This is a genomic window from Shewanella cutis, from assembly GCF_022410515.1.
Classification (GTDB): Bacteria; Pseudomonadota; Gammaproteobacteria; order Enterobacterales; family Shewanellaceae; genus Shewanella; species Shewanella cutis.
Genome location: NZ_JACSDI010000011.1, coordinates 82,409 through 105,511, shown reverse-complemented (window position 1 = coordinate 105,511; position 23,103 = coordinate 82,409). Strand labels below are relative to the sequence as shown.

The following is a 23,103-nucleotide window of genomic DNA, read 5'->3' as shown; positions in this document are numbered from 1 at the left end:
AGAACGAACAAAATCTAATCTCGAAACGTCAACACGCCCTAGAGTTCGGCAAATAAATACACTAAACATAAGCTGTTAAGCGGCATGACCGGATTTGTCCAAATCATTCGGCTGTGACGCCCAGCTTCGCCGAAAATCTCGAGCAATAAATCCGAAGCACCATCGAGTGCTTTGGGATGTTCAATGCAAGATTGATGAACATTTAGCACCCCTTCTAAGCGGTAAATTTGTTTTATTCGCGAAAGCTCACCACAAGCCTGTTTCAATTGCGCAATGGCATTCAGGGTTGCAAGACGACAGGCAGCGTAGCCTTCACTCACAGTATGATCGGTGCCCAATTGTCCTTGATACAGAAGCTTACCCTCTAAATAGGGAAACTGACCCGAGGTCATTAATTGGCTGCCAACAATTGAATAGGGTTCGTAATTCCCTAGAGCCGCAGCAACCTCAGGTAATTCAAGCCCAGCCGCTACTAGCCGCGATTCCGGAGTGTTCATCATAATGTCACCTCCTGAGATGTGACATTCGCAGGATTAAGCAGCGGGGCTAACCACGTCGTCAAATGCGAAGGATTGGCTGCCAACCAGTTCGCAGCGGCCTCATCTTCCGTCATTCCATGTCGATTAACCGCATAATCGAGTTCTGCAACAATTTGATTAGATAACACTATGTTATCAAGTACTTGAATTTGTGCCGGCGAGAAATTAATCGCTAACTCGCGTTCACGGGCGAGCAAAACCGCTTTATCTTTTCCCCCGAGTAACCCTTTTGAGTCCTGAAGATCACGAATACCGTATTGATGGTGTAAAAATTGCGGATGCCACAATGGCACAATTACCCAGTCCCGTACTGACACTGCCGATTCAAATGCCGCCACACAATCAGCTTGAGTACCCGTTCGAAACTGATAGCCCGCTGCGGTTAATTGGTATTCACGCATGATATTTTTAGAGAAACGGGTAATACCCGCCCCCTCACCAATACCTTGAATCACCGGTCGCATCCGTTGTTTTACCTCAGGTTTTAGCAGATCTTCGATGCGAGAAACCGCATCCTCTGGCACATAATCCGGTACTCCCCAGAGTGCGTACGGCTCGTAATGTAGTCCCAATTCACGCGTTGCGACTTGGGTCTCAACATCCTGCTGATAAACGCCATGACTGTGAGGCAACCAAGCTGAGCTCAACAAATCTATCTGCCCAAGTTTGAGCCGATGAAAATTTGCCTCGTGCAGCGCATAACTTATTTCAACTTGTTTGCCCATTAACCGCATTACGTGGGCAACAACCGCCGCCGTTACTCGATGAAAACTTAGATCTGTAACGCCTAACTGGATCAGTTGCCCTGAGGCCTGCATCTGAGGCTTTTGACCATGTTCATATTGATTTTCTTGATTGATATTCGGTAAATTCATCGCTATCGCTCCGAGGCTTAATAAACTAGATGAGGCCATGCCGCCGACACTTAGCGCCTGTAATAGTTGTCGACGCTTGAGGTCGATTGCTGTCATTTATACCAATCACATTAAATATCTAATCAGTTCAGAGCCTCACAGGCATCTCAATCCAAGGCGCATTGACGAAGAAATGGTTATTCCCTTTTAAGTCAATGTAACACGGGAGTGAGATGCCTGCGAGGCTCCCGCAGGGCGGGGTTGAACGGGCTTTATACTGCGTTTAAGGCTTTCGACAGAGCACCACTATGCCTTCAAGCCTTCGCCTTGTCTAAAGCCCGTTTAACTCCCGCTGAATGAGCAGATATTTAATACGATTGGTATTAGGCTTCATCCTCAGGTAGAATCGCGAGCCTTGCCATTGCAATCCCGACCACCGCGTTATCCCTAGAGTAAGGAAAAATCATCTCCACAGTGATACCGTTTGGATCTTCGAGAAATAATTGATGTTCAAGAATTTCTGGAACAATTCGCTCCCTAAACGGGTATTTTAGTCGGCATAAATGCTGCTGCATTTGAGCAAGATCTGTCCCCCGAAACGAAAAATGATCGACTCGACCGGAGCCAAACTGGGCTGGACTTTCTCCTAAATAGGCATCCAAGGCCCGGCTACCGGCCTCCACTAAATGCAGCACGGGTTTATCTGCCGCATAGAGCCAATGTCCAGGAAAGCCAAACCGAGGTCGCCATCCCAGTGTTAAACCCAACACATCTTGAAAAAACGCGACGGTTTCGGCCAACTTCGGGGTACGGATGGTAAAGTGATCTAATCCAACAATGTTCATATGACTTTCTCCCTGTGAGTGTTAATTGCCAGGCACACCAGCAGCTAAGGGTTTAAAACGAAAGATATAATACGGCGGCATGTTTTCTGCTTTGCCATGATTTAACGGCGCGGATAGCGGTAATTGTGCTGCGCCCGAATACAGGTAGCCGTCTTTGCCAAAGCTCACGCCATCGGGCCAAACCATAAGTTCATCATAGGCATAGCTTTGATACTGGCGCGTGTTCGCGGGGATGATGCCAATAGCACGCTCGCCCACTTCGGTAAGGTAAAGATTATTAGCAGCATCAATACTGAGGCCACCGTTGTTGGGTTTGTCGGCGTAGGCTTCCACCTTGGCAGATAAAGCTTGAGGGCTTAAATCCGGATTGAGCAAATCCTCCATCGCTACTCGGTAAACTTTGTCCTTGTTCATCGGTGCAAAGTAAAGCCAATGCTGAGCGCTATCTAAAGCGATACCATCGGCGCCAACATATACGTCAATTTGTTTAGGTTTGGCGCTGTGGCTATCGATAATAAGTGGCCGCTGCAAATCAGGCATCACACTGTTATCACCTTGCAATACCCGGCGACTCTTACCCGTGGTGAGATCGACTACGACTAAGGCAGCTTTATCACCAATAGGACCCGTCGCAATGCCTTCGTCCGCGATGATGATGGCTTGATGGCGAGATGAAATCACAAAGTCATTGTGCTGTGACTCAGGGAGCGATACGGGAAAAGGCAGATGAATAATCCGATCTAACTGATTTTTAAGGGTATCCCACGCAACCAACTTAGGTTCGATTCGAGGCTCTGCTTGACCCGAGTCAAGTAGCCATACTTTATCTTGATTATCGGTACGCAGTCCTAAAACCCAATTCAAGCAGGTATCGGGATCTTTGGGTTTACCTTGGGGATCATGACAAAGCTGCCAATCTGAATTGGGAAAAGGTTTAACTTTACCATCAGCCAACAATTCACCCACCTTGACTTTGGGTTGATAAAAAGGGTGATAACTAAAGATAAGCCTATCGCTTGAGGTAAAACTAATGCCACCTACAGCACCATCGAGGCTGGCGTAAACCTCAGGTTGAACCTGAGCAATGGCCTGTTGACTTTGCTGCTGTGCTATTACTTGTGATACAACCAACACTTGGCTCACCAATAACAGATTAAGCACAAAGGTTTTATGGTAAGAACGTAATGCATATTTGTTCATTGGTCTAACCCTCTTTAGAACCCGCTAAGAAGGTCAAACTCGCTTCACCCAGTCTATGCTGCCACAGATAAAACCCAACTAAAGCGGGAGTAGCATTGGCATCTATCGGTAATTTGGCCACATCTAAAGCATGAACAGTCCACACATATCTATGCTCACGACCTTTGGGCGGGCAAGGTCCAAAAAATCCTGGCTTACCTAAATCCGTATTAGCTTCAACTGAACCAGTAGGCAATTCACCGCCATTGACACCACCTGCTAATGTATTGATTTCTTTTGGAATGTTGTAGACCACACGATGCCAAAAACCACTCCCTGTTGGGGCATCTTTATCATAAAAAGTAATCGCAAAACTTTGGGTGCCCTTAGGGGCATGCTCCCAAGTTAAAGAAGGTGCGATATTTGCGCCTGAACAGCCAAAGTTATTCCAATAATAGTCGGCAGGAATTAACTCGTTAGGTGTTAAATTACTTTTTAAGTTAAACGAGGTTTGCGAACTCTCTAATAAGATTGCTTCAGTCGCGTTAGCTTCCGCATTAATACTGGCCATATTAACAATAATCACCGCTGCTATTAGTGAATATTTAATCGGATAACCAATTGAAAATTTTTGCATAATAAAATCAACTCACAGTAAAAAGTGTCATGATGATTAAGCATAACCTGGCTCAATATTTTGATAAGCCACACTTTACTGATATGAGTTTCAAAAATTATTAGATAATCGCCATGGATTAATCCTTAAAAAAATAGGTTATGCTGTTTTATCAGAGGCATTATTTATGCGTATTTAACCTAATGTTAGCTGGTAATATAAACTGATTTTATCACACATCTATATCATAAAAGGAGGATAACTCTATGGCATCAACTCTCTATCAACCTTGGTTTCCCCTTGAGCGCAGCCTAAGTCCTTACCCCCTGATTAACTGCCAACTCAATAACTTATCGTTAACGCTTAGTTGGCAAGGACAAAGCAGCACGCCTCTAGCCATGGAAATTTATTTTCCAACTATCGCAGGGCTTCAAATCATTGATGAGTCCAGCTATCAAACCTATTGTCATCAACTCAATAATAACGAAACAGCATTCCCTTTAGAGCCAGAGTTAAATATTGATTTTATCAAGCGTGATGACTTTAGTTTGCCTTGGCCAGCATGGAAGTCGGTAAGAAATGCAAGACTACATTGTTATGGGCAGTTAGGTGAGCATATTTATCAGAATTTATATAGTTATTATATTATTGGCCAAGAGACGGTTTATTTAATTGATACCGAATGTGAACCCGTAATTACTCAGTTATTGATTTAACTATAATAACTTTCATCGATTTCAGCGTATTACCTTTATGGTTACAGCCGTTTGTAATAGTAAGTAACACAATCTAAAGAAAGTCAGAGCACGGATCCGTTGCTAAATCAGTCATTTTGATTACACTAGCGTTCCGGTTATTTTCACATCGAGATCCAAAAACATGCCAGATTTTGCCTTACTTGCAGTTTTTATTCCGACTTTTTTCTTTGTTTCTATCACGCCCGGTATGTGTATGACACTTGCCATGACACTTGGGATGAGCATTGGTGTGCGCCGCACCCTGTGGATGATGCTCGGCGAGCTTGTGGGTGTGGCCTTAGTCGCTACCGCAGCGGTCATGGGCGTGGCCAGCATTATGCTTAACTACCCTGAGGTTTTTCAGATATTTAAATGGGTGGGCGGCATTTACTTAGGCTATATCGGCGTGCAGATGTGGCGCGCCCGAGGCAAGATGGCCATGCTCAGCGATGATGACACCAACCCAAGAGCCAGTAACTTCACGCTGATTTCGCAGGGCTTTATTACCGCCATTGCTAACCCTAAGGGCTGGGCGTTTATGGTATCACTCCTACCGCCGTTTATTAATGCTGAGCGCGAAGTCGCGCCGCAGCTCCTTGCCCTGCTTAGCATAATTATGCTGACAGAGTTTACCTCCATGTTGGCCTACGCCAGTGGCGGCAAGAGTCTGAGGATCTTTTTAAGTCGCGGCGATAATATTCGTTGGTTAAATCGTATTGCTGGTAGCCTAATGATTGGTGTAGGGATCTGGTTAGCGGTGAGCTAATCAAACAAGCCGTCTTGAGTGATATGTGCTTAGCATATCACTTTTTGTATAGCATCATTCGCGTCGCGCCAACGGATTTGTTAACGCGACGCTTTACTTTTATGGTGGTTATTGGCCCTTTTTATAGGGCAACACTTCACACATCTGCAGCATATACACTTGCATTTGCGCGGCTTCCTCCTCGGTAAAATGCGCAATCGCTCGCTTAAAGTCAGGATGGGCAATATTGTGATAGGAATAGAGTGCCACAGGCTCAAAACCGCGCAGCACTTTATGTTCCCCCTGCGCGCCGGCATCAAATAGATCAATCCGATGGGCGATGCAGTATTTAATGCCCTGATAATAACAGGCCTCAAAGTGTAATCCTTCGAGCTCGACAATACTGCCCCAGTAACGACCAAACAAGCACCTCTGCCCAAGCTCGTTACAGCCTATAAAATACAGCGCGCTAGCTAACTTCTGCCCTTTCGCATCACTCACCACGAGCAAGACAATGTGCTCGGCCAAACGCTCGGCAATCATGTTAAAAAATGTTGGAGTTAAGTAGCCGCGATGCCCGGAACGTTTAAGGTAAGTTAGTTGATAACATTCTATAAAATGCTGCCATTGCTGACTGTTAATATCCGCTCCCGCGACAAACTCATATCGCAAACCATAGGGCTGGAGCTGGGCGCGCTCCTTAAGGATGTTTTTACGCTTACGGGAGGTTAGCGCCGCTAAAAAGGCTTCGAAATCTTTATAGCCACGGTTATGCCAATGGAACTGGGTGCTTAAACGCCGAAGTGCGGTGTGATTAGATGCCTCTGCAAATAGCGCTTGCTGCGAAGACGAGACAAATAAGCTATGCCACGAGGACATTGGCGCATCCGCATTCGCTAATTGCTCATTTAAACACGTAAATACGGCGCGAGTTAGCAGCTTGACCTCCGCAGCGGAAAGCGTAGGCGATAGCCCTAACCGCCGCCCCTGCACTGGTGTAAATGGGATGGCATTTAACAATTTAGGATAATATTCAAGGCCATGACGCTCATAGGCCTGCGCCCACGCCCAATCAAACACATATTCGCCATAGGAGTGGTTTTTTTGATAAAGCGGCATCAATGCCAGCAGGGGTAAATCGATAAAATCTGCGACATCTTTTTGGCTAACAATGACAGCATCCGGCGCTAATTCTTGCACAAATTCACTGCCTGTTGCGTCGAACACACACAAATGATGTGGCCGCCAGCCCGTCGCGGCACAGGCCGACAAACTCTGCTCTAAGCTGAGGAAATAAGCATGCTGGCAAAAGGGATTGCCCTTCCCCATCAATCGGTCCCAGCTGTTAGCGTCAATACTCTGCACCACGCTGGCAAAGGCCAATATCAGTTGTCTCATTCGTTGAATTCTTATCCGTTAAACACATTAAGCCAAGATCCAATGTTGCAATTAAGCCTAATTCTCGGCACATTGCATAGCTATAATGAAAATAAATTCAGGATTGAATATGCGCCGCGCAGAACCTTTTAGACCTCTAATTCTCGCCATCGCCATGGCACTGCCTTTGTTGTCTTCGCCCACTCTCCATGCTGATGAGCCTTCGATTTTCAGCCAAATGGCTACGGCACAACCCGTATGGGCAAAACATGGCATGGTCGCCAGCCAAGAAATGTTGGCCAGTCGCACAGGGGTTGAGATCTTGAAACAAGGCGGTAATGCCGTCGACGCTGCGGTGGCGGTCGCATTCAGTTTAGCGGTTACCTTACCCCGCGCGGGCAACATTGGCGGCGGTGGCTTTATGCTTGTCCATCTAGCCAAAGAAAATAAAACCATTGCCATCGATTACCGCGAAATGGCACCTTCGAAAGCGAAAAAAGATATTTTCCTTGATGAAAAAGGCGATGCAGTAGCCAAACTGAGTCGCGAGCATGGCCTGGCGGTCGGTGTACCTGGCACCGTAATGGGCATGAGTTTAGCCCTAGAAAAATATGGCACTATGACAATGGCGCAGGTCACGGCGCCCGCCATCAAAATGGCACAAGAAGGGATAAGCGTCAGCCCTGATTTAGCAGTATCACTTGCAGGCTTAAAGCGCCGAATGAGTCAATGGCCAAGCACCGCAGCGATTTTCTACAAGGCCGATGGTAGCGATTATCAAGTCAATGATATGTTAAAGCAGCCAGAACTTGCCCACTCCCTGCAACTCATCGCCGAGAAAGGTACCAAAGGGTTCTATGAAGGTGAAACCGCAGAAAAGCTAGTTAAGGCCGTGCAAGAAGCTGGCGGTATCATGACCTTAGAAGATCTAAAACACTACAAGGCGGTTGAGCGCGAACCGGTGCGGGGCCAATACCGTGGCTATGAGGTGGTTTCTATGCCCCCACCGTCTTCGGGTGGTGTGCACATCATTGAAATGCTCAATGTACTGCAGCAGTTCCCTATCGATGAGTTTGGCCACAATACGGCACAAACCATTCATGTCATGGCTGAAGCCATGAAGCATGCCTACGCCGATCGCAGCGAATACTTAGGCGATCCCGATTTTTATACAGTGCCCGTCAAGCAGTTAACCGATAAGCATTACGCCCAAAAGATTGCCAGCCAAATAGCGCTAAATAAAACCACTCCCAGCAGCGAAATTAAACCCGGTAATCTAGCGCCCTATGAGAGTGACCAAACCACCCACTTCTCGGTAGTCGATAAATGGGGCAATGCGGTGTCTAACACTTACACCTTAAACTTTAGCTACGGCTCAGGTTTAGTCGCCAAAGGAACCGGGATTTTACTCAATAACGAAATGGATGATTTCTCCGCAAAACCAGGCAGTCCAAACGGTTACGGCCTAGTGGGTGGCGAGGCCAACTCGGTAGAAGGTAACAAGCGTCCACTAAGTTCGATGAGCCCAACCATAGTGATGAAGGATGGCAAACCCTTCTTAGTGACAGGCAGCCCAGGCGGTTCTCGCATCATAACCACCACGCTGCAAATCATTATGAACGTAATTGACCATGGCTTAAACATTGCTGAAGCCAGCAATGCCGCGCGGGTACACCACCAATGGCTACCCGATGAACTGCGGGTCGAAACCAGCCTTAACCGCGATACCATTTCATTGCTCGAAGCCAAAGGCCACAAAGTTAACGTACAATCGGCCATGGGCAGCACTCAATCCATTATGGTGACTGAACAAGGGATTTTTGGCGCCTCTGACCTTCGCCATTCTGGGAGCGAAGCGGTGGGTTACTAAACACCAATTATCTAGATGTGATGCTTAAAGAAATAGATAGAACACATCGGGAATAGTATAAAACTAAGCACTGACCTATTTGAGTTAAGTCATGTAACTAACTTTCGATAAGGTAACAACCGACGCCTTCCGCAAGGATATCTTCTCGAAGGACGGCAGTGACAATCCTGTGCTGATGTTTAATGATTTCCGAGGTATAGAAGCGAGAATTGAACCACTACTGCGCAGCCGAGATTTACTCGTGGACGATTCAAAAACCGCATGGTGAAAACCATACGGGAGATGTTGCAAATATAAAGACAAGAAAACAAACGGGGAGCAATAAGCTCCCCGTTTTACTTTCTATTTAAAGAGTTAATTAATTCTTACAGGTAGAGATAGCACCTGAGTTGCAACACCACTTGGGGTTTCAACTTCAACAATAAAAGTCCCCGAGTTTGGCTTATCCTCACCTTTGATGGACACACTGAACTCTCGTCCCGCATTATAATTGCTACTTGGCCATGTATACTCAGCACCGCTTGCTATAGAACCTGCACTGGTTTTGAATCGAACAGTACTGCCCGCTGGCATTTGCTGATTATGTAAATCGGAGATAGTTAAATACACAGTAGCAGCATCTTTACCTATAATATCAATGCTTTGATCTTTACTTAAGCTGTAACTATCATCAATAAGCACATCTGCTCTAGGTGTTGCATATGCAGCACTGCCCGACATCACGATCACTAAACTTCCCCGAACATAGAGTGATTTAGAATCTGATACACCATCAGCACAAGCTGCATGAGCAGGTACAGAACAAAGTACACCATTATATTTGCTATCTTTCAGGTCAAATACACCATTCGCGTTAAAGTCAATCAGCTCTTCTAAGTCACCACCCGCTTGACCTCCCGACTGCTGAGGGTTGAAAATACTGTCCTCATTGTAGTCGTTAAAAGCGTCATCCAAATCGAATGGTTTACCACTCACATCTTTTTGATTTAAAAAAGCACTAACTTCAGATGCATCAAAACGACCATTACCATTGAGATCAGGAAAAGACTCTTCTCCAATCGCCGTTGCAGTGATTGTTGCCCTGCCGCCATATTTTTGACCATAGAAGTTACCTAAATTAGTGGCAAGAGTTGCAACAGGAGGGCGAACCATTGCACCTGTGGCATCAATCAGAGTTTGTCCCTCAGGTTTGGCAAGCTGGCTAGTCCAAACAACGCTACAAGTACCTTTAACTGTTTGACAAGCATCCTCAATCGCCCCACCCTCAGTTGTGAACGAAACGGTCGTACCATCTGGTACAGGGTTATTAAATGCATCAGCCAAACGCGCTGTCACGGTCACTTTAGTACCATCAATATCCCAACCTTCAGCATTCAAAGTCGATGCAGATAGTGAAAAACTATCTTGGTCAGGAATGCCTGTAGATACAATTAATTGACTAGATTGGCTAGAAATAACAGGGGATGAACCAGCAACAGTTCCAGTTACACGAACAGAAGTTGCAACAGTACCGGTTTTAACAACTGTCTGCACAATACCTTGATTGTTCGTTGTTGCGCTCACAGGGTCTAACTCAATACCACCGGTAGTGGTGTTAAGGCTGAAATTAACCAACTGATTACTAACAGGATTACTGTTAGTATCTAACACTTTAAACTTAACTTCGGATGACTCTACACCACCCGTGCCTAAGATGGCAATGTTTTGTGGTGTAGCGGTTAGAAATACAATACTTCCCACATTTGCGGGCAATACATTAATGGAACCCGTTGCAGAAAGATTCAAACCACCAGCATTCGCAGTCACATTGATTGGATCAGGTCCGACACAACCTTTAGCTAAATAGGTTGTTGTTGCTACGCCGTTAACTGAAGGTACAGGAGAACTAATTACCGCTTCAGGAGATGCTTTAGTTGAGCAGGCGGAAGAAAACTTCACATCTACAGGCTGAGTAAAAGGTTTGCCTTGATCATCTTGTATCACTACAGAGATGGTTGCTGTTCCGCCGGCAGTTAACTCAGCAACACTGACATTTGCCTTACCCACAACAAATGGATTGCCGCTCCCCATGACAACATTAGTTGCGCCAACAACAACGACAGCTGTGCCTTTCTCACCACTCGCTAGGGATGCAGTAATAGTTCCTGCACCTAAGGTGTTACCTGCATAGATGTCGACACTCGCCTTTCCTTGGCTATTTGTTACTGCAGTTTTTATTGGTAAGTCACCAATATCATTTTCAAAAGTCACAATTGTAGGTTTATTAATACCTGTTACTGTTGCAGTGAGTTTTCCTGGATTTAATGAGGTGATAGTTTGGATTGCGGTTCCGTTAGTGTCAGTGAGAGCAAGATTAACCTGTGCACCACCGCCAGCCTCACCGCCATCGCCCTTCATTACAAAACCAATTTTGCCAGATTCACCAGTATCAATCTTAGCTGTAACGGTACCAGCCCCAGCGATGGTTGCTGTGTTTAGTATGATAGTCGCTAGGCCTTCACTATTTGTTAAGGCAGTCGCTGTTGAGGGATCAAAAGAACCTATATTTGTGTTGCTTAAACTAAATGTAACTAACTCCCCCGCAAGTGCGCCCGCTTTTGAATCAACAACTTTAGCTGTTACAGTGGCTGGAGCCAGTGCTGAAATATTGGTATTGGAAATCCCCATAGTAACAGTGATAACACTTGGGGTGGGCGTGGTGCCAGAGCCATCATCAGAGATACTGCCTCCGCCTCCGCATGCAACCAAGAAAAGTGAACATAATCCTGCGAGAAAAACCTTATACGCTGACTTCATTGTCAGGCTCCCTGTTACTCTAATGATAATACTAAAATTGACGCTTATAACTTATAGGCTAACATTACACAATTTTCACGTGACTTTACCATTGATCTCTTATTTTATTTCGCATATTTTTCACATAGTTTGACATTAGAACTCATTTAAACTTCTGCATTTTCTTGCTAGGCTTGTCGTCGCCAATATTAGAACGTATAAAAAACACACAGGACCCCCCCATGGCAACCTCATTACAAAATAAACTCGGACTGACCAGTAAAATCTTAATCGGCATGGCAACCGGCATTATACTCGGACTTATTCTGCGCAATTTGTTCCCCGACAGTATCTTTATTAAGGACTATATCACCGACGGTTTTTTACATGTGATCGGTACGATTTTTATCTCAAGCTTAAAAATGTTAGTGGTTCCACTGGTGTTTATTTCATTAGTTTGTGGGACTTGTTCATTAAGTGAGCCATCTAAGTTAGGGCGTTTAGGGGGTAAAACCTTAGCCTTTTATTTATTCACAACTGTCCTTGCATTAGTGTTGGCCGTGTTTGCTTCGGTCATAGTCCATCCTGGGGATGCGACATTAGCTAACGAAAAGTTAAATTATGTGGCAAAAGAAGCTCCCAGTTTTGCTCAGGTCATCATTGACATGATGCCTACCAATCCGGTGCAAGCTATGAGTGAAGGAAATATGCTGCAAATCATTATTTTTGCAGTTATTTTTGGTTTCTCCATTGCTCATCTTGGGGAGCGAGGTAACCGTATCGCCCAGCTTTTTGATGACCTAAATAACGTAATTATGCGGGTAGTAACACTAGTTATGCAGTTAGCGCCCTATGGTGTGTTTGCTCTGATGGCAAAATTAGCCTTGACCTTAGGTTTAGAAACCTTTGGCAGTGTCGTTAAATACTTCTTCCTTGTACTTACGCTGCTACTTATTCATAATTTTGTGACCTATTCAATCTTACTTAAAGCATTTTCTGGATTAAATCCGCTGGTTTTCATTCGCAAAATGCGCGATGTGCAGCTGTTTGCTTTTTCAACGGCAAGCTCTAACGCAACCTTACCTATCACCATTGAAGCCTCTGAACACAGACTCGGTGTCGACAACAAAATTGCCTCTTTTACCCTGCCATTAGGCGCGACCATTAACATGGATGGTACTGCGATTATGCAAGGTGTAGCCACGGTATTTATCGCCCAAGTATTTGGTATTGAATTATCGCTTACCGATTATGCAGCGGTGGTTATAACTGCAACTTTGGCATCAATTGGTACTGCGGGTGTTCCGGGTGTTGGCCTTATTATGCTTGCTATGGTGCTTAACCAAGTAGGCCTCCCCGTTGAAGGTATTGCCTTAATTATTGGTGTCGACAGACTATTGGATATGGTTCGTACTGCGGTTAACGTCACCGGCGATTGTGTGGCCACAGTCATCATCGCCAAATCAGAAGGCGAATTTAATGAAACTGTATTTAACAATACTCAAGCAGGCAAAGTTGCCCCTAGCTTCGATGAACAAGTCCATAAAATAGACTAAAAATACCTCTATAATTTTCGGTTAATGTTTATCCTCCAAGCCCAACATTGTTGGGCTTGCTTATTATTGAATATCGTCAAATCGTTGTTTTGTGAACAAGCAAATAGAATAGTCCTTTAAATATCGCTATATTAGCCCACATCAATATTGTTATTGGAGAACATTATGTGGTGGAGAGTGAGTTGGATTATTGTTGCCTATTGGCTGTTAAGCGCACATTTTTTACGGTACGACCAACTCGTGTTCACCAGTATTTTTGCCTTAGCGCCTGTTGGCTTAATCATTAAACATCCAGTTATCATTCGTCTGCTGCAAGCCGTTTTGTGTATCAGCGTTATCATCGTTTGGAGCACCACAGCAATTGATGCCGTACAGATGCGGATCTCCCACGGCGCGCCTTGGTTAAGACTTGCGCTCATCATGGGTGGCGTAATGATATTTAGTTTAGGAGCGGTGTGGGGCGCCAATGACATCTGGCGCAGAGCGAAAAGTACTTATGTTAAGGCCCAATAGCCACAAAAATATGCTTTAAAGATAATGACTTTAAAGACAATAGATTAGGGCGTATTGACGTTTCAGGGTTATTTTTTCAGCAATTTAGCTGGCTTTTATGCAAGGCAAAGTCCGTGCAGTGTAGTTATTCTACATAAACGGACGATAACGCAGCATAAACATCAGCCAAATGCTGCCCGAAGGGGTCGTCTGGCAAGCGCTTGCGCTTATTTTTTGTCATAAGAGCCGCTCGTCATTTGAGTAGAATAGCTACACATCATTCCTCGTTTCGCGAGCACGAGCTTGCTAGAACGAACAAAATTTAATCTCGAAACGTCAACACGCCCTAGTACTTATTTTCACCACAGACTTACCTCGGTCAGCCAAGGTTAAGTTGTTATTGGCTAAGATAAGACAATATTTGGCTCCCGCGTATATTTTGCGTACACTGAGTCCAGTCGACGTTAAGGCATGAGTATTATGAGAATTTTGGTTGTTGAAGATGATCTTATTTTATCCCACCATCTAAAAGTACAGTTAAGCGACTTGGGCAACCAAGTTCAAGTTGCCCTCACCGCCAAGGAAGGGTTCTTCCAAGCGACCAATTACCCCATAGATGTCGCCATTGTCGATTTAGGTTTACCTGATCAAGATGGCATTAGCCTTATCCAACAATTACGTGAAGAAGGCGTTAAAGCCCCTATTCTTATCCTCACGGCGAGGGTAAATTGGCAAGATAAAGTTGAAGGCCTTAATGCGGGCGCTGACGATTATTTAGTTAAACCCTTCCAAAAAGAAGAGCTTGTCGCAAGGCTTGATGCCTTGGTCAGACGCAGCGCCGGATTTGTCAAACCTGTCATTACCAGTGGTGAGTTAAAACTTGATCTTGCCGCTAAACAAGTAACGCTCGGCAATGACATTATGGAAGTCACCGCCTTTGAGTATCTTATCCTCGAATATTTAATGCGCCATTGCCACGAGGTAGTAGCAAAGCAGCGGTTGCTAGATGTGATTTATGGCGACAAAGAAGGCGACCCAAATACCATTGAAGTTATGGTGAGCCGTTTACGTAAAAAACTCACCCGCGATGGAATAGATAATCCGATAGCAACAATCCGTGGCCAAGGATATAAATTCAATCTGCCATGCAACTAAGACTCAAGTTTAAGAAACGCTTACTCACGCGGATGTTTCTCACCTCGCTATCCATCATCACCTTAGTGGGGTTTGGCCTCGCATGGATGGTAAACGTTCTGCATGCTCAAAATAGTTATAACGAAGAAACCGCCCAGCTCATCGCCGAAATTCCTCAAGTAGCCGCCGAACTGAGGGAGCATGATCTCATCCCCGATACCAGCGCTTGGTTAGAGGAAAACAACAAGCAAGAACGCTATGTGATTGCTAGTTGTGATGAAAAGTTTAAACAAGTATGGACCTCATCCCTCGCTGTCGACCGTGGCCTATTCGATACCTGCGAACGATTTAACGAAATCCGTAACGACTCTCCGCCCTATTACCTCACCATGGCAGATGACAGAGGTTACTTTGTGTATTTGCTCGCGGTTGAAATCGCAGGTGTGCATTACAATCTACTGGTGATGAAAGACGCCGCTAAACTGGAGCAGGAATATAGCAAATTCAGTAAACGTACCTATATCCGTCTTGCCATGGTGCTCGCATTAGCCCTTATTTTATTGGTTAGTGCCGCGTATTGGGGGATGCGCCCGCTCGTCAGAATGCAAAATGAACTTCAGTCGATTAACCAAGGTAAGACGAAATCTCTGTCTGAAGGCTATCCCGTTGAACTCGAAGGGGTAACTCAAGCGCTTAACCAGCTATTACAACAATCGAGCGCTCAACAGCAACGCTATCAGAATGCAATGAATGATCTGGCACACAGCTTGAAAACTCGCCTCGCCGCCGTTCATGCCATTACCGACGACACAAGTCTCAATAAACAATCTGCCAATGAAAAAATCATGGAGCAGATCAGCCAAATGGATCAACTGGTTAAATATCAACTAAAACGCGCCATGTTAGGTCGCCAAGGGTTAAAGCAAGAACACACCCCCATTGCGCCACTTGTTGAACAACTCGCACAAATGCTATTTAAGATTTACCGCGATAAACAAGTACAATTCAAAGCCAACATTTCGGCTAATTTATTGTTTCCCGGCAATAAAGGCGATTTGATGGAACTTTGCGGCAACTTAATGGAAAACGCCTTTAGATTATGTATTAGCCAAGTACAGGTGACCGCACATTTTAATGAGCAGGGTGATTTTGAGTTAATCGTCGAAGATGATGGCCCAGGCGTAGAAGAGCAATTGCGACAAAAAATTATTCAACGGGGCGTGAGAGCCGACACCCAATCCCCAGGACAAGGGATTGGTTTAGCCGTATGTGATGAAATTGTCAGTAGCTATGGTGGAAGCCTGAAAATAGAGGAAAGCCATTTAGAAGGCGCACTATTCAGGATTACCATCCCAGCCTGACCGTTTTATGCATAAACAGCATATAGCTGCTCGGCCCGATTAAACATCACCCAAGAGGTGGCAATGTATTTATCATTACTGATAGGCATATTGCCGCGATGGGAATGGGTAAAGCCTGCTGGCGCAATCACCATAGTGCCTTTTTTAGGCGAAATCTTACGTTGCTGGTAATAAAACTCGGTCTCTCCCCCCTCCTCCACATCGTTTAAATAAAACATATAGAGCACCACACGGTGTAAGGCTTCATTGTGGTTTAGTTGAGGGAATTGCTCCGAATGCCAGTGGGGATATCCACCTTTATTCATTTGATATTTTTGGATATTAATACTGCCACTACGGTATAAATATTTGACTAATGCCTCCGCTCTAGGCTTACCTAAACGCTCAAAATTGCTCGGTGTTAAGGTAACCGCTTGACCTTGCTCATCACTGACTGAAACCGCCACAGCCCCCATTAGTGCCATTGCATATTGGCTAAAATAGTCTGCCGTTCCCTTAAGAGTGTAAGATAGCAATTCATTTTTAAGTGGCTCTAAATCGGAGAAATTATCTAATGTAAGATCTCGACTGATCTTTTTTTCAAGGTCAACACCATTGCCGGTTTGCCCATCAACGACGCCAGAGTGCTTTTCAAACGCAAGAATGAGACGATCACATAGATCATCAGGTATTGCATTAGGGTATACTTCGATAAAATCCATATATGCTCGATGCTTCGGCTATTTTCTACACTTACTATGCTGACATGTTAGTTAAGTAATTGTAAAGCTGCATCAATAACAGAATGCCGACCACCTTTTGAATTGATGCAAAACGGAAGTAGAATGCCTTAGTCACTCTCTACCGGCAGTAAATGTTAACACGTGGTAACGCACTGTACGTTGGATTGGTTATTTTTAACTCAGCCCATGAGGTCTGCAAATAGCCGCCTTGCCTAAAGTGCGTTAAACTCCCGCGGTTCTCTAAATCTTCAGGTTGTCTGGGGATAAAATAACTTCATTGGCTTCGCGATAACAGAAATATGAAAAAAAGCTGTAAAGTCTCAGTTCATCAATTACAGGTAGGGAATTTTGTGCGTTTACCCGTAGCCTGGAAAGATCATCCTTTTTTATTCAGTAGCTTTCACATCAAACAGGCTGCGCAAATTGAATTAATTAAAAATCTTGGTATTGAACACGTTATCGTCGATTTAGAGCGCAGTGAAATCGCCCCCTTAAATCCTGAAGCGGTGAACCCCATAACACTGCCTCCCAGCCCTGAACTCCATGATCTTAAAAACGATATGGATATCTACAAGGCTGAGCAAATTGAAGTACAAAAGAAACTTCGCCGAGATATTCATAAAACCGAGCAAAATTTCACTCGTTCAGTTGCCATGATGCGCAGTCTGATCTCTAAGCTACGCAATCGACCATTAAATGCCGTTGATGACGCCAAGGTGTTAATTCACAGTATGGTGGAACAACTCTTAACCTCCGACAATCTGGTGCTGCATTTAATGAGTGATGCCAAGCAAGATGAGAGCATTTATTATCATTCATTAAATGTCTCCATCCTCTCCATGCTGATTGCCAAAGAGATGGAATGGGACCGTAGTGAAATCGAATTAGTCGGCTTAAGCGCTCTGTTTCATGATGTGGGAAAACTCAAAGTACCCCCGCAAATTTTGAAAAAAACCACACCTTGGTCTGCACCCGAGCTTAATTTTATTAAGCAGCATCCTCTACTTGGGGTTGATTTACTCAAGCTAGCAGAGAATTTTCCTGAGGCCGCACTCCCTGCGATCATTAATCACCATGAGTTTCTGGATGGCAGTGGTTATCCCAAAGGGTTAAAGGAAGCGGACCTTGATAAGATGTCTCAATTATTAGCGGTCGTGAATGAATATGACTCCCTGTGTTATCCCAGTAACCAAGGTAAAGCACGTATGCCCTACGCCGCATTAGGACATTTGTATAAGCAATATAAAACGAAATTAAATCAGGAATATATTGGCAAAATGATCAAAATGCTGGGCATTTATCCGCCCGGAAGTGTGGTGGAGTTGTCAAGCGGCCAATATGCCATGGTGATGTCGGTTAACTTGCAAAAACTACTTTGCCCTAAAATCCTCGTTTACGATGCATTAGTACCTAAAGATCAAGCGCCGATTGTCGATCTCGAAGTTGAAGGGATCAGTATTGTCCGCTGCCTCCCCGCTGCAGCTTTACCTGAAAAAGTACACGAATACCTCAACCCACGGGAACGTGTCAGTTATTACTTTGGCGGTGAGAGCCGCAAGTAAAACATCAATAAAAAGCCGGAGAGACTCCGGCTTTTTACTTTTTAAAATCCGTAACTTAATTAAAGCCAGTGTTTACGTTTAAAGAAGAAATAGGTTCCTGCAGCACTCGCGAGCATCATTAAAATCGCCATAGGATAACCATATTGCCATTGCAACTCAGGCATACCGTTAAAGTTCATCCCGTAACTACTCGCAATCAGTGTCGGCGGAAGAAAGACTACGGCCGCAACCGAGAAGATTTTGATGATCTTATTCTGCTGCAATCCACTGAAACCCATCGCAGCGTCCAGCAAGAAGTTTAACTTGTCGAAGATAAACTGGCTGTGAGGCATTAAAGACTCGATATCCGAGAGCATCTCACGTAAGTCCTTTAAATGTTCATCAGACAATTGACCGCGGTAGTACCGCTGCATATAGCGTAATGAACGCTGGGTATCGAGCAAACTTAACCGAATTTTCCCGTTAGAGTCTTCCTGCAGCGTAATCAGCTTGAACACATCATCGAGTTCTTCGCTGTCGAAAACCTGTTCGCCAACATTTTCAAGCACGGTATACACGTCCTCAATTAAGTCGGAGAGGTAATCCACTTTTAAGTTAAACAGTTCGAGAAATAATTCCTGAGGGGTAGAAACTTCTAGCCGACCTAAACGCAAATAGTTACGTAAGAGGCGGATAAGTCCGACATCTTCTTCACGGATAGTCAGTAGGAAATTGGTACGTAGGTTAAAGGAAACGTTCACGCCACGCACATCTTGCCCTACTCGCTGTGGGAATAAAGAATTGATATGCAAACCATCGCTGTTTTGATAAAAACGCGCCGAAGCCTCAATCTCATTGATATCTTCTTCGTCAGGTACTTCTTCAACAGAAAAATGACTTAACCATTCTCGCTCTGCATCATCAGGTTTATAAAGATCCAACCATATGGTCGACGCCGGAATACTGTCTTGAATGTTAATCTCAGTCACCGTCAACTGACGGTTTTCATAGACGTAGGCAGTAATCATGTGTCCTCCTGAAAAAAACTTAAGCTAAAAGTCCACTTAAGTGCAGGCTAAAAAATTGTCGCTAGTTTAACGCATAACTTAGTAATGAAAAGGCGGGAGCGATAAATTCATAAAATAAATCTGTTTTAGTCTTCCAAGATCTCCAACCGCTCGGCATTTGAGAAGCGAATATGCACGCCCTCAACCGTGACCATCTTAGCTTCTGAGATATCGCCTTTACGGGCATGATAAACACCAGCATGTTCACCCGATGGAGACACAATGGTCACTGTCACCACTTTGTGCTGATCGCGCCAGTACCATACACTGTAGCTTAACAAGCAAAGTCCCAGTAACAAAAATGCCCCACTCATTCCATAACGGCGCCATAAACTTTGCGACACTGGCGCCTCGGACACTGTCACTTGAAGCGCGCCAGGCTTACGCTTAACGAGCAGCAATATCGCCATAATGATAACGGCTAAGGTGAGCAGTAATTTTGTTAACAAGATAAACTCCAGAGGAACCAACTCGCAGCATTATAATCGACAAATCAATAGGAAACTGTCATTACGATCAAGCTTATGCAACTCAGACTAATCGTATTGGACATTAACCTTGAATAGAATATAACGCCAGAAGATGACAAACAAAGGAATGCTAAAAAGCCTCGAACAGTTTTGCCATCCTTCGAATTTGAGTTAACGGCACACCATGGCGATTACGCTCGGCGCACAGCTTTTGATGAACAGAGTCTGACGGTTCGCCTACTAGCACGATACGCACTTGATAATCGAGCGATTTGGCAGCAGCTTCATAGGCCATGTATTCCCAGCGACAAAGATTGGTATTATCACAAATCACGATAGGCTGGGCATTGCTTAACGCTTGAATAAAAGCGGTTAAGTTACGCTGATGGTATTCGGAAAGTTTTTTCGCGTCGAATCGGTACACATCTCCCTCGTAGAAAAAACTATCGGTCGAGAAAATCCCACCTTGGCGGAGACGCAATGCATCCTCCAAAGTCAGGTTGGCAATAAACTGCTCAACCCAATGGGATTTTCCACTTCCGGGCAAGCCACGCATGATAATTGCAAGTTTTTGCTTCATCAGTTAGTCACTCATTCGGACAAATCGGAGCCAATGACTTGTCCGGCCAAAATGGTCTCCACGAGTTTAGGTACTAAGTTACCCGCTTTACCAGTTAAATGATATTGAAACTGACTGTGCCTATCGGGTGAGACTAAATTGACCTCCACTGTTTGCGCGCCATGATGATTGGCCGTATCGACAAACCCAGCCGCCGGATACACTGTGCCCGATGTACCAATAGCAATGAACAAATCGCAGTTATCGAGTGCATCGTGAATTCTGTCCATCCCCTGCGGCATCTCACCAAACCACACCACATGAGGACGTAGTCTTTGGGCGGGAATGCAGCAGGTACAGCAATTATTCACCCCAAAAGGTTCTCTTAATAAAAAGGTTTGACGCGAGCGCGGGCAGCGACCTTTAGACAATTCACCATGCATATGCAATAAGCGTCTTGAGCCAGCACGCTCATGTAAATCGTCAATATTCTGAGTCACAACCAATAATTGACCAGAAAATTCAGCCTCTAATTTGGCTAAAGCAAGATGCGCCGCATTGGGCATCACGGTGCCACTGTGCAACTGCTCCCAACGACTGTTATAAAATCGCTCAACCAGCTCGATATCGCGGGCATAACCTTCGGGAGTCGCCACATCTTCAATATGGTGCTCTTCCCACAAACCATCTTGATCGCGAAAGGTACGTAATCCCGATTCAGCTGAAATGCCCGCGCCAGTTAACACCACAATATGCTGGTACATACCGCTTCCTTTTATTGTAATTATTCTATCCATTGTCCCGAATTATTACTTTCGTGAACATTATTCCTTGGTATAACCTTACAAAAATTATGCTTGAATTGCCGCAATTTATTGCAATTTCGCGCTAAGAGACACAATTTATCTGCATCTAGCCCTATAAAGCCAGAACAAAGGTTTAAGTTTTTAATTTGACCCCCTATAATGGCAGCACTATCCACGGATGAACCTATTGGTTCTGCAATCAAGAGATTAGCAATGACAGATGGAAATCAAGCGCTCAAAAAAGCCGGTTTGAAAATCACCCTGCCACGAGTCAAGATCCTCGAACTGATGCAAGGACCTGAAAACCAACATATCAGTGCAGAAGACTTATACAAGAAACTGCTCGATTTAGGTGAAGAAATTGGTCTAGCAACAGTTTACCGTGTATTAAACCAGTTTGATGATGCCGGTATCGTATCTCGCCACCACTTCGAAAGTGGCAAAGCGGTATTCGAATTATCGACTCAACATCACCACGATCACTTAGTTTGCCTCTCCTGTGGCAAAGTAATTGAGTTTTCTGATGAAGTGATTGAACGTCGCCAAGACGAGATCGCTAGCAAGTACAATATTAAACTGACCAACCACAGCTTATATTTGTACGGTCATTGCACTAACGATAAGTGCGATCATAACGACGAGTAAGCAGATTTAGCTCAATCTGGATATCAACCAGACAGACCTAATAAAAAACCAGCCATCTAGGCTGGTTTTTTTGTTGAAACGCTCAAGCACTGTTAGAGCACCTTCGCGTACACATTCACTTTATGCCCCATAAACTCGCTAGGTTCACGCCAATGCATTCCTATGCGTTTAGCGACACCTTCAGAGCCAATATTACCCTCTAGGATCAATGCAATGATTTGCGTAATACCAAACTGCGGGAACACGCTAATTGCCGCTTGAGCAGCTTCGGTACCAATCCCCTTGCCCCAATACTCGGGAAAATAGCGATAGCCAATTTCGACTTCATTATATTCGGGAATAAACTTTGGCCCGCAAAAGCCAATCACTTTATTATCGGCTTTATGCTCGACGGCCCAGCGTCCAAATCCATGCTGCTGATAATCCTGCGAAATCACGTTATGGAACAGCTCCCGCGCCTGCTCACGATCAGTAAAAGGTACGGTTGGAATGTATTTCAACATCGCAGGGTTAATGTTCATTAAATAGAGGGCATCGATATCCTGCTCGGTAAAGGGTCTAAGTATTAAACGCTCAGTTTGTATAATCATATTGGCTTCCTTGGTATTGCCCTCTACACACTAATATCCAGAGCTGCGATTAACGGTGAAAGTCACCGCTTCGCTCTGGCTGATACATAATTTCTTCGATACGCACTTTGACCATTGAGCCTGCTGGGCCTGGCCACTCAATTTCATCCCCTTGTGATAAACCCAATAAAGCACTGCCCACGGGCGCGAGGATAGAAATGGTGCCCTCGCCTGCCGCATCCTTGGGATAAACTAACCGTAAGCAGAAGGTATCTTGACTGGATGACACGCTAAATTTTACTTCAGAGTTCATCGTCACCACATTCCCTGGCATTTGCGCTGCGGGCACAATATCGGCTCGGTCAAGTTCCGCCTCCAATGCCGCACGCCCCGGGAAGGCGTTTGCAGGTAATGACTCCAGCAGACGCTCGATTCTTTCTAAATCGATTTCTGACATAATAATCTTTGGTGTATTCACTGTCTTTCCCTCGTGTAAATAGATGCCCCTTAGGGTTAAACATCTGTGCTGGCCTATCCTCCCCCAATGGGATAAACCGATAAAAAAATACGCTCGCAGCTTAATGCCGCAACCGCGTGATAATTAAGTACAAGATTTATTGCTGAAATAGCCGTGGGGCCATAAG

General features: G+C 44.8%; 23 protein-coding genes. 9 read left to right on the top strand and 14 right to left on the bottom strand.

Going from position 1 to position 23,103, the window contains the following annotated elements; translation table 11 throughout:
* Positions 1–38 precede the first annotated feature (38 nt).
* The 5 genes from H9J30_RS14690 to H9J30_RS14670 all read right to left on the bottom strand — a co-directional run bounded on the left by H9J30_RS14690 (position 39) and on the right by H9J30_RS14670 (position 4,054).
* Complete coding sequence (locus H9J30_RS14690; protein WP_240131662.1) at positions 39–500, bottom strand: Atu1372/SO_1960 family protein; 462 nt, start codon at positions 498–500, stop codon at positions 39–41.
* Complete coding sequence (locus H9J30_RS14685) at positions 497–1,510, bottom strand: glycine betaine ABC transporter substrate-binding protein (protein WP_345796054.1); 1,014 nt, start codon at positions 1,508–1,510, stop codon at positions 497–499. The genes H9J30_RS14690 and H9J30_RS14685 overlap by 4 nt, the downstream gene beginning before the upstream one ends.
* A gap of 266 nt (positions 1,511–1,776) precedes the next feature.
* A complete protein-coding gene (locus tag H9J30_RS14680; RefSeq protein WP_240131661.1) occupies positions 1,777–2,238 on the bottom strand; it encodes a VOC family protein in 462 nt (153 codons plus the stop codon).
* Positions 2,239–2,259: 21 nt separating this feature from the next.
* Positions 2,260–3,438 (bottom strand): L-dopachrome tautomerase-related protein, encoded by a 1,179-nt coding sequence (locus H9J30_RS14675; RefSeq protein WP_240131660.1) that lies wholly within the window; start codon positions 3,436–3,438, stop codon positions 2,260–2,262.
* A 4-nt stretch (positions 3,439–3,442) separates the two neighbouring features.
* On the bottom strand, positions 3,443–4,054 hold the full coding sequence (locus H9J30_RS14670) for a YbhB/YbcL family Raf kinase inhibitor-like protein (protein WP_240131659.1): 612 nt from the start codon (positions 4,052–4,054) through the stop codon (positions 3,443–3,445).
* 245 nt (positions 4,055–4,299) lie between these two features.
* Here H9J30_RS14670 and H9J30_RS14665 point away from each other — a divergent pair, with 245 nt between their 5' ends.
* Positions 4,300–4,749: a hypothetical protein gene (locus tag H9J30_RS14665; protein ID WP_240131658.1), complete on the top strand. Its 450-nt coding sequence runs from the start codon at positions 4,300–4,302 to the stop codon at positions 4,747–4,749.
* A gap of 163 nt (positions 4,750–4,912) precedes the next feature.
* Complete coding sequence (locus H9J30_RS14660; RefSeq protein ID WP_240131657.1) at positions 4,913–5,536, top strand: LysE family translocator; 624 nt, start codon at positions 4,913–4,915, stop codon at positions 5,534–5,536.
* 108 nt (positions 5,537–5,644) lie between these two features.
* Here H9J30_RS14660 and H9J30_RS14655 read toward each other — a convergent pair whose 3' ends face one another.
* Positions 5,645–6,913, bottom strand: coding sequence for a GNAT family N-acetyltransferase (locus H9J30_RS14655; protein WP_240131656.1), 1,269 nt, complete (start codon positions 6,911–6,913; stop codon positions 5,645–5,647).
* Positions 6,914–7,022: 109 nt separating this feature from the next.
* Between H9J30_RS14655 and ggt the strand changes: the two genes are divergently transcribed.
* Positions 7,023–8,762: a gamma-glutamyltransferase gene (gene ggt / locus H9J30_RS14650; RefSeq protein WP_240131655.1), complete on the top strand. Its 1,740-nt coding sequence runs from the start codon at positions 7,023–7,025 to the stop codon at positions 8,760–8,762.
* Positions 8,763–9,116: 354 nt separating this feature from the next.
* Here the strand turns inward: ggt and H9J30_RS14645 are convergent, their stop codons facing one another.
* The gene (locus tag H9J30_RS14645; protein ID WP_240131654.1) at positions 9,117–11,558 is read right to left on the bottom strand and encodes an Ig-like domain-containing protein; all 2,442 of its coding nucleotides are present in this window, start codon (positions 11,556–11,558) and stop codon (positions 9,117–9,119) included.
* Between the two features lie 221 nt (positions 11,559–11,779).
* On the opposite strand from H9J30_RS14645, the gene H9J30_RS14640 reads away from it, so the two are divergent.
* The 4 genes from H9J30_RS14640 (at position 11,780) to H9J30_RS14625 (ending at position 16,080) form a co-directional block, all read left to right on the top strand.
* On the top strand, positions 11,780–13,093 hold the full coding sequence (locus tag H9J30_RS14640; protein ID WP_240131653.1) for a dicarboxylate/amino acid:cation symporter: 1,314 nt from the start codon (positions 11,780–11,782) through the stop codon (positions 13,091–13,093).
* Between the two features lie 165 nt (positions 13,094–13,258).
* On the top strand, positions 13,259–13,606 hold the full coding sequence (locus tag H9J30_RS14635) for a hypothetical protein (RefSeq protein ID WP_240131652.1): 348 nt from the start codon (positions 13,259–13,261) through the stop codon (positions 13,604–13,606).
* 459 nt (positions 13,607–14,065) lie between these two features.
* Positions 14,066–14,740, top strand: coding sequence for a response regulator (locus tag H9J30_RS14630; RefSeq protein ID WP_011072043.1), 675 nt, complete (start codon positions 14,066–14,068; stop codon positions 14,738–14,740).
* A complete protein-coding gene (locus tag H9J30_RS14625; protein ID WP_011072042.1) occupies positions 14,731–16,080 on the top strand; it encodes an ATP-binding protein in 1,350 nt (449 codons plus the stop codon). The genes H9J30_RS14630 and H9J30_RS14625 overlap by 10 nt, the downstream gene beginning before the upstream one ends.
* 5 nt (positions 16,081–16,085) lie before the next feature.
* Here the strand turns inward: H9J30_RS14625 and H9J30_RS14620 are convergent, their stop codons facing one another.
* Positions 16,086–16,781, bottom strand: coding sequence for a 2OG-Fe(II) oxygenase (locus H9J30_RS14620; RefSeq protein WP_240131651.1), 696 nt, complete (start codon positions 16,779–16,781; stop codon positions 16,086–16,088).
* A gap of 320 nt (positions 16,782–17,101) precedes the next feature.
* On the opposite strand from H9J30_RS14620, the gene H9J30_RS14615 reads away from it, so the two are divergent.
* A complete protein-coding gene (locus H9J30_RS14615) occupies positions 17,102–18,364 on the top strand; it encodes an HD-GYP domain-containing protein (RefSeq protein ID WP_240131650.1) in 1,263 nt (420 codons plus the stop codon).
* Between the two features lie 59 nt (positions 18,365–18,423).
* Here the strand turns inward: H9J30_RS14615 and corA are convergent, their stop codons facing one another.
* From corA to cobB, 4 genes are all read right to left on the bottom strand, one after another.
* A complete protein-coding gene (corA, locus tag H9J30_RS14610; RefSeq protein WP_240131649.1) occupies positions 18,424–19,371 on the bottom strand; it encodes a magnesium/cobalt transporter CorA in 948 nt (315 codons plus the stop codon).
* Between the two features lie 125 nt (positions 19,372–19,496).
* The gene (locus H9J30_RS14605; protein ID WP_240131648.1) at positions 19,497–19,859 is read right to left on the bottom strand and encodes a hypothetical protein; all 363 of its coding nucleotides are present in this window, start codon (positions 19,857–19,859) and stop codon (positions 19,497–19,499) included.
* 151 nt (positions 19,860–20,010) lie between these two features.
* Complete coding sequence (locus tag H9J30_RS14600) at positions 20,011–20,460, bottom strand: ATP-binding protein (protein ID WP_240131647.1); 450 nt, start codon at positions 20,458–20,460, stop codon at positions 20,011–20,013.
* A gap of 11 nt (positions 20,461–20,471) precedes the next feature.
* Positions 20,472–21,203 carry a Sir2 family NAD+-dependent deacetylase gene (cobB, locus tag H9J30_RS14595; RefSeq protein WP_240131646.1) on the bottom strand — a complete coding sequence of 244 codons (732 nt, stop codon included), beginning with the start codon at positions 21,201–21,203 and terminating at the stop codon, positions 20,472–20,474.
* A 255-nt stretch (positions 21,204–21,458) separates the two neighbouring features.
* Here cobB and fur point away from each other — a divergent pair, with 255 nt between their 5' ends.
* Positions 21,459–21,890, top strand: coding sequence for a ferric iron uptake transcriptional regulator (gene fur, locus H9J30_RS14590; RefSeq protein ID WP_011716738.1), 432 nt, complete (start codon positions 21,459–21,461; stop codon positions 21,888–21,890).
* A 92-nt stretch (positions 21,891–21,982) separates the two neighbouring features.
* On the opposite strand, the gene H9J30_RS14585 is transcribed toward fur, so the two are convergent.
* Entirely contained in the window at positions 21,983–22,480 is a 498-nt protein-coding gene (locus H9J30_RS14585) for a GNAT family N-acetyltransferase (protein WP_240131645.1), read from the bottom strand.
* A gap of 49 nt (positions 22,481–22,529) precedes the next feature.
* The gene (rnk, locus tag H9J30_RS14580; RefSeq protein ID WP_240131644.1) at positions 22,530–22,937 is read right to left on the bottom strand and encodes a nucleoside diphosphate kinase regulator; all 408 of its coding nucleotides are present in this window, start codon (positions 22,935–22,937) and stop codon (positions 22,530–22,532) included.
* Positions 22,938–23,103 lie beyond the last annotated feature (166 nt).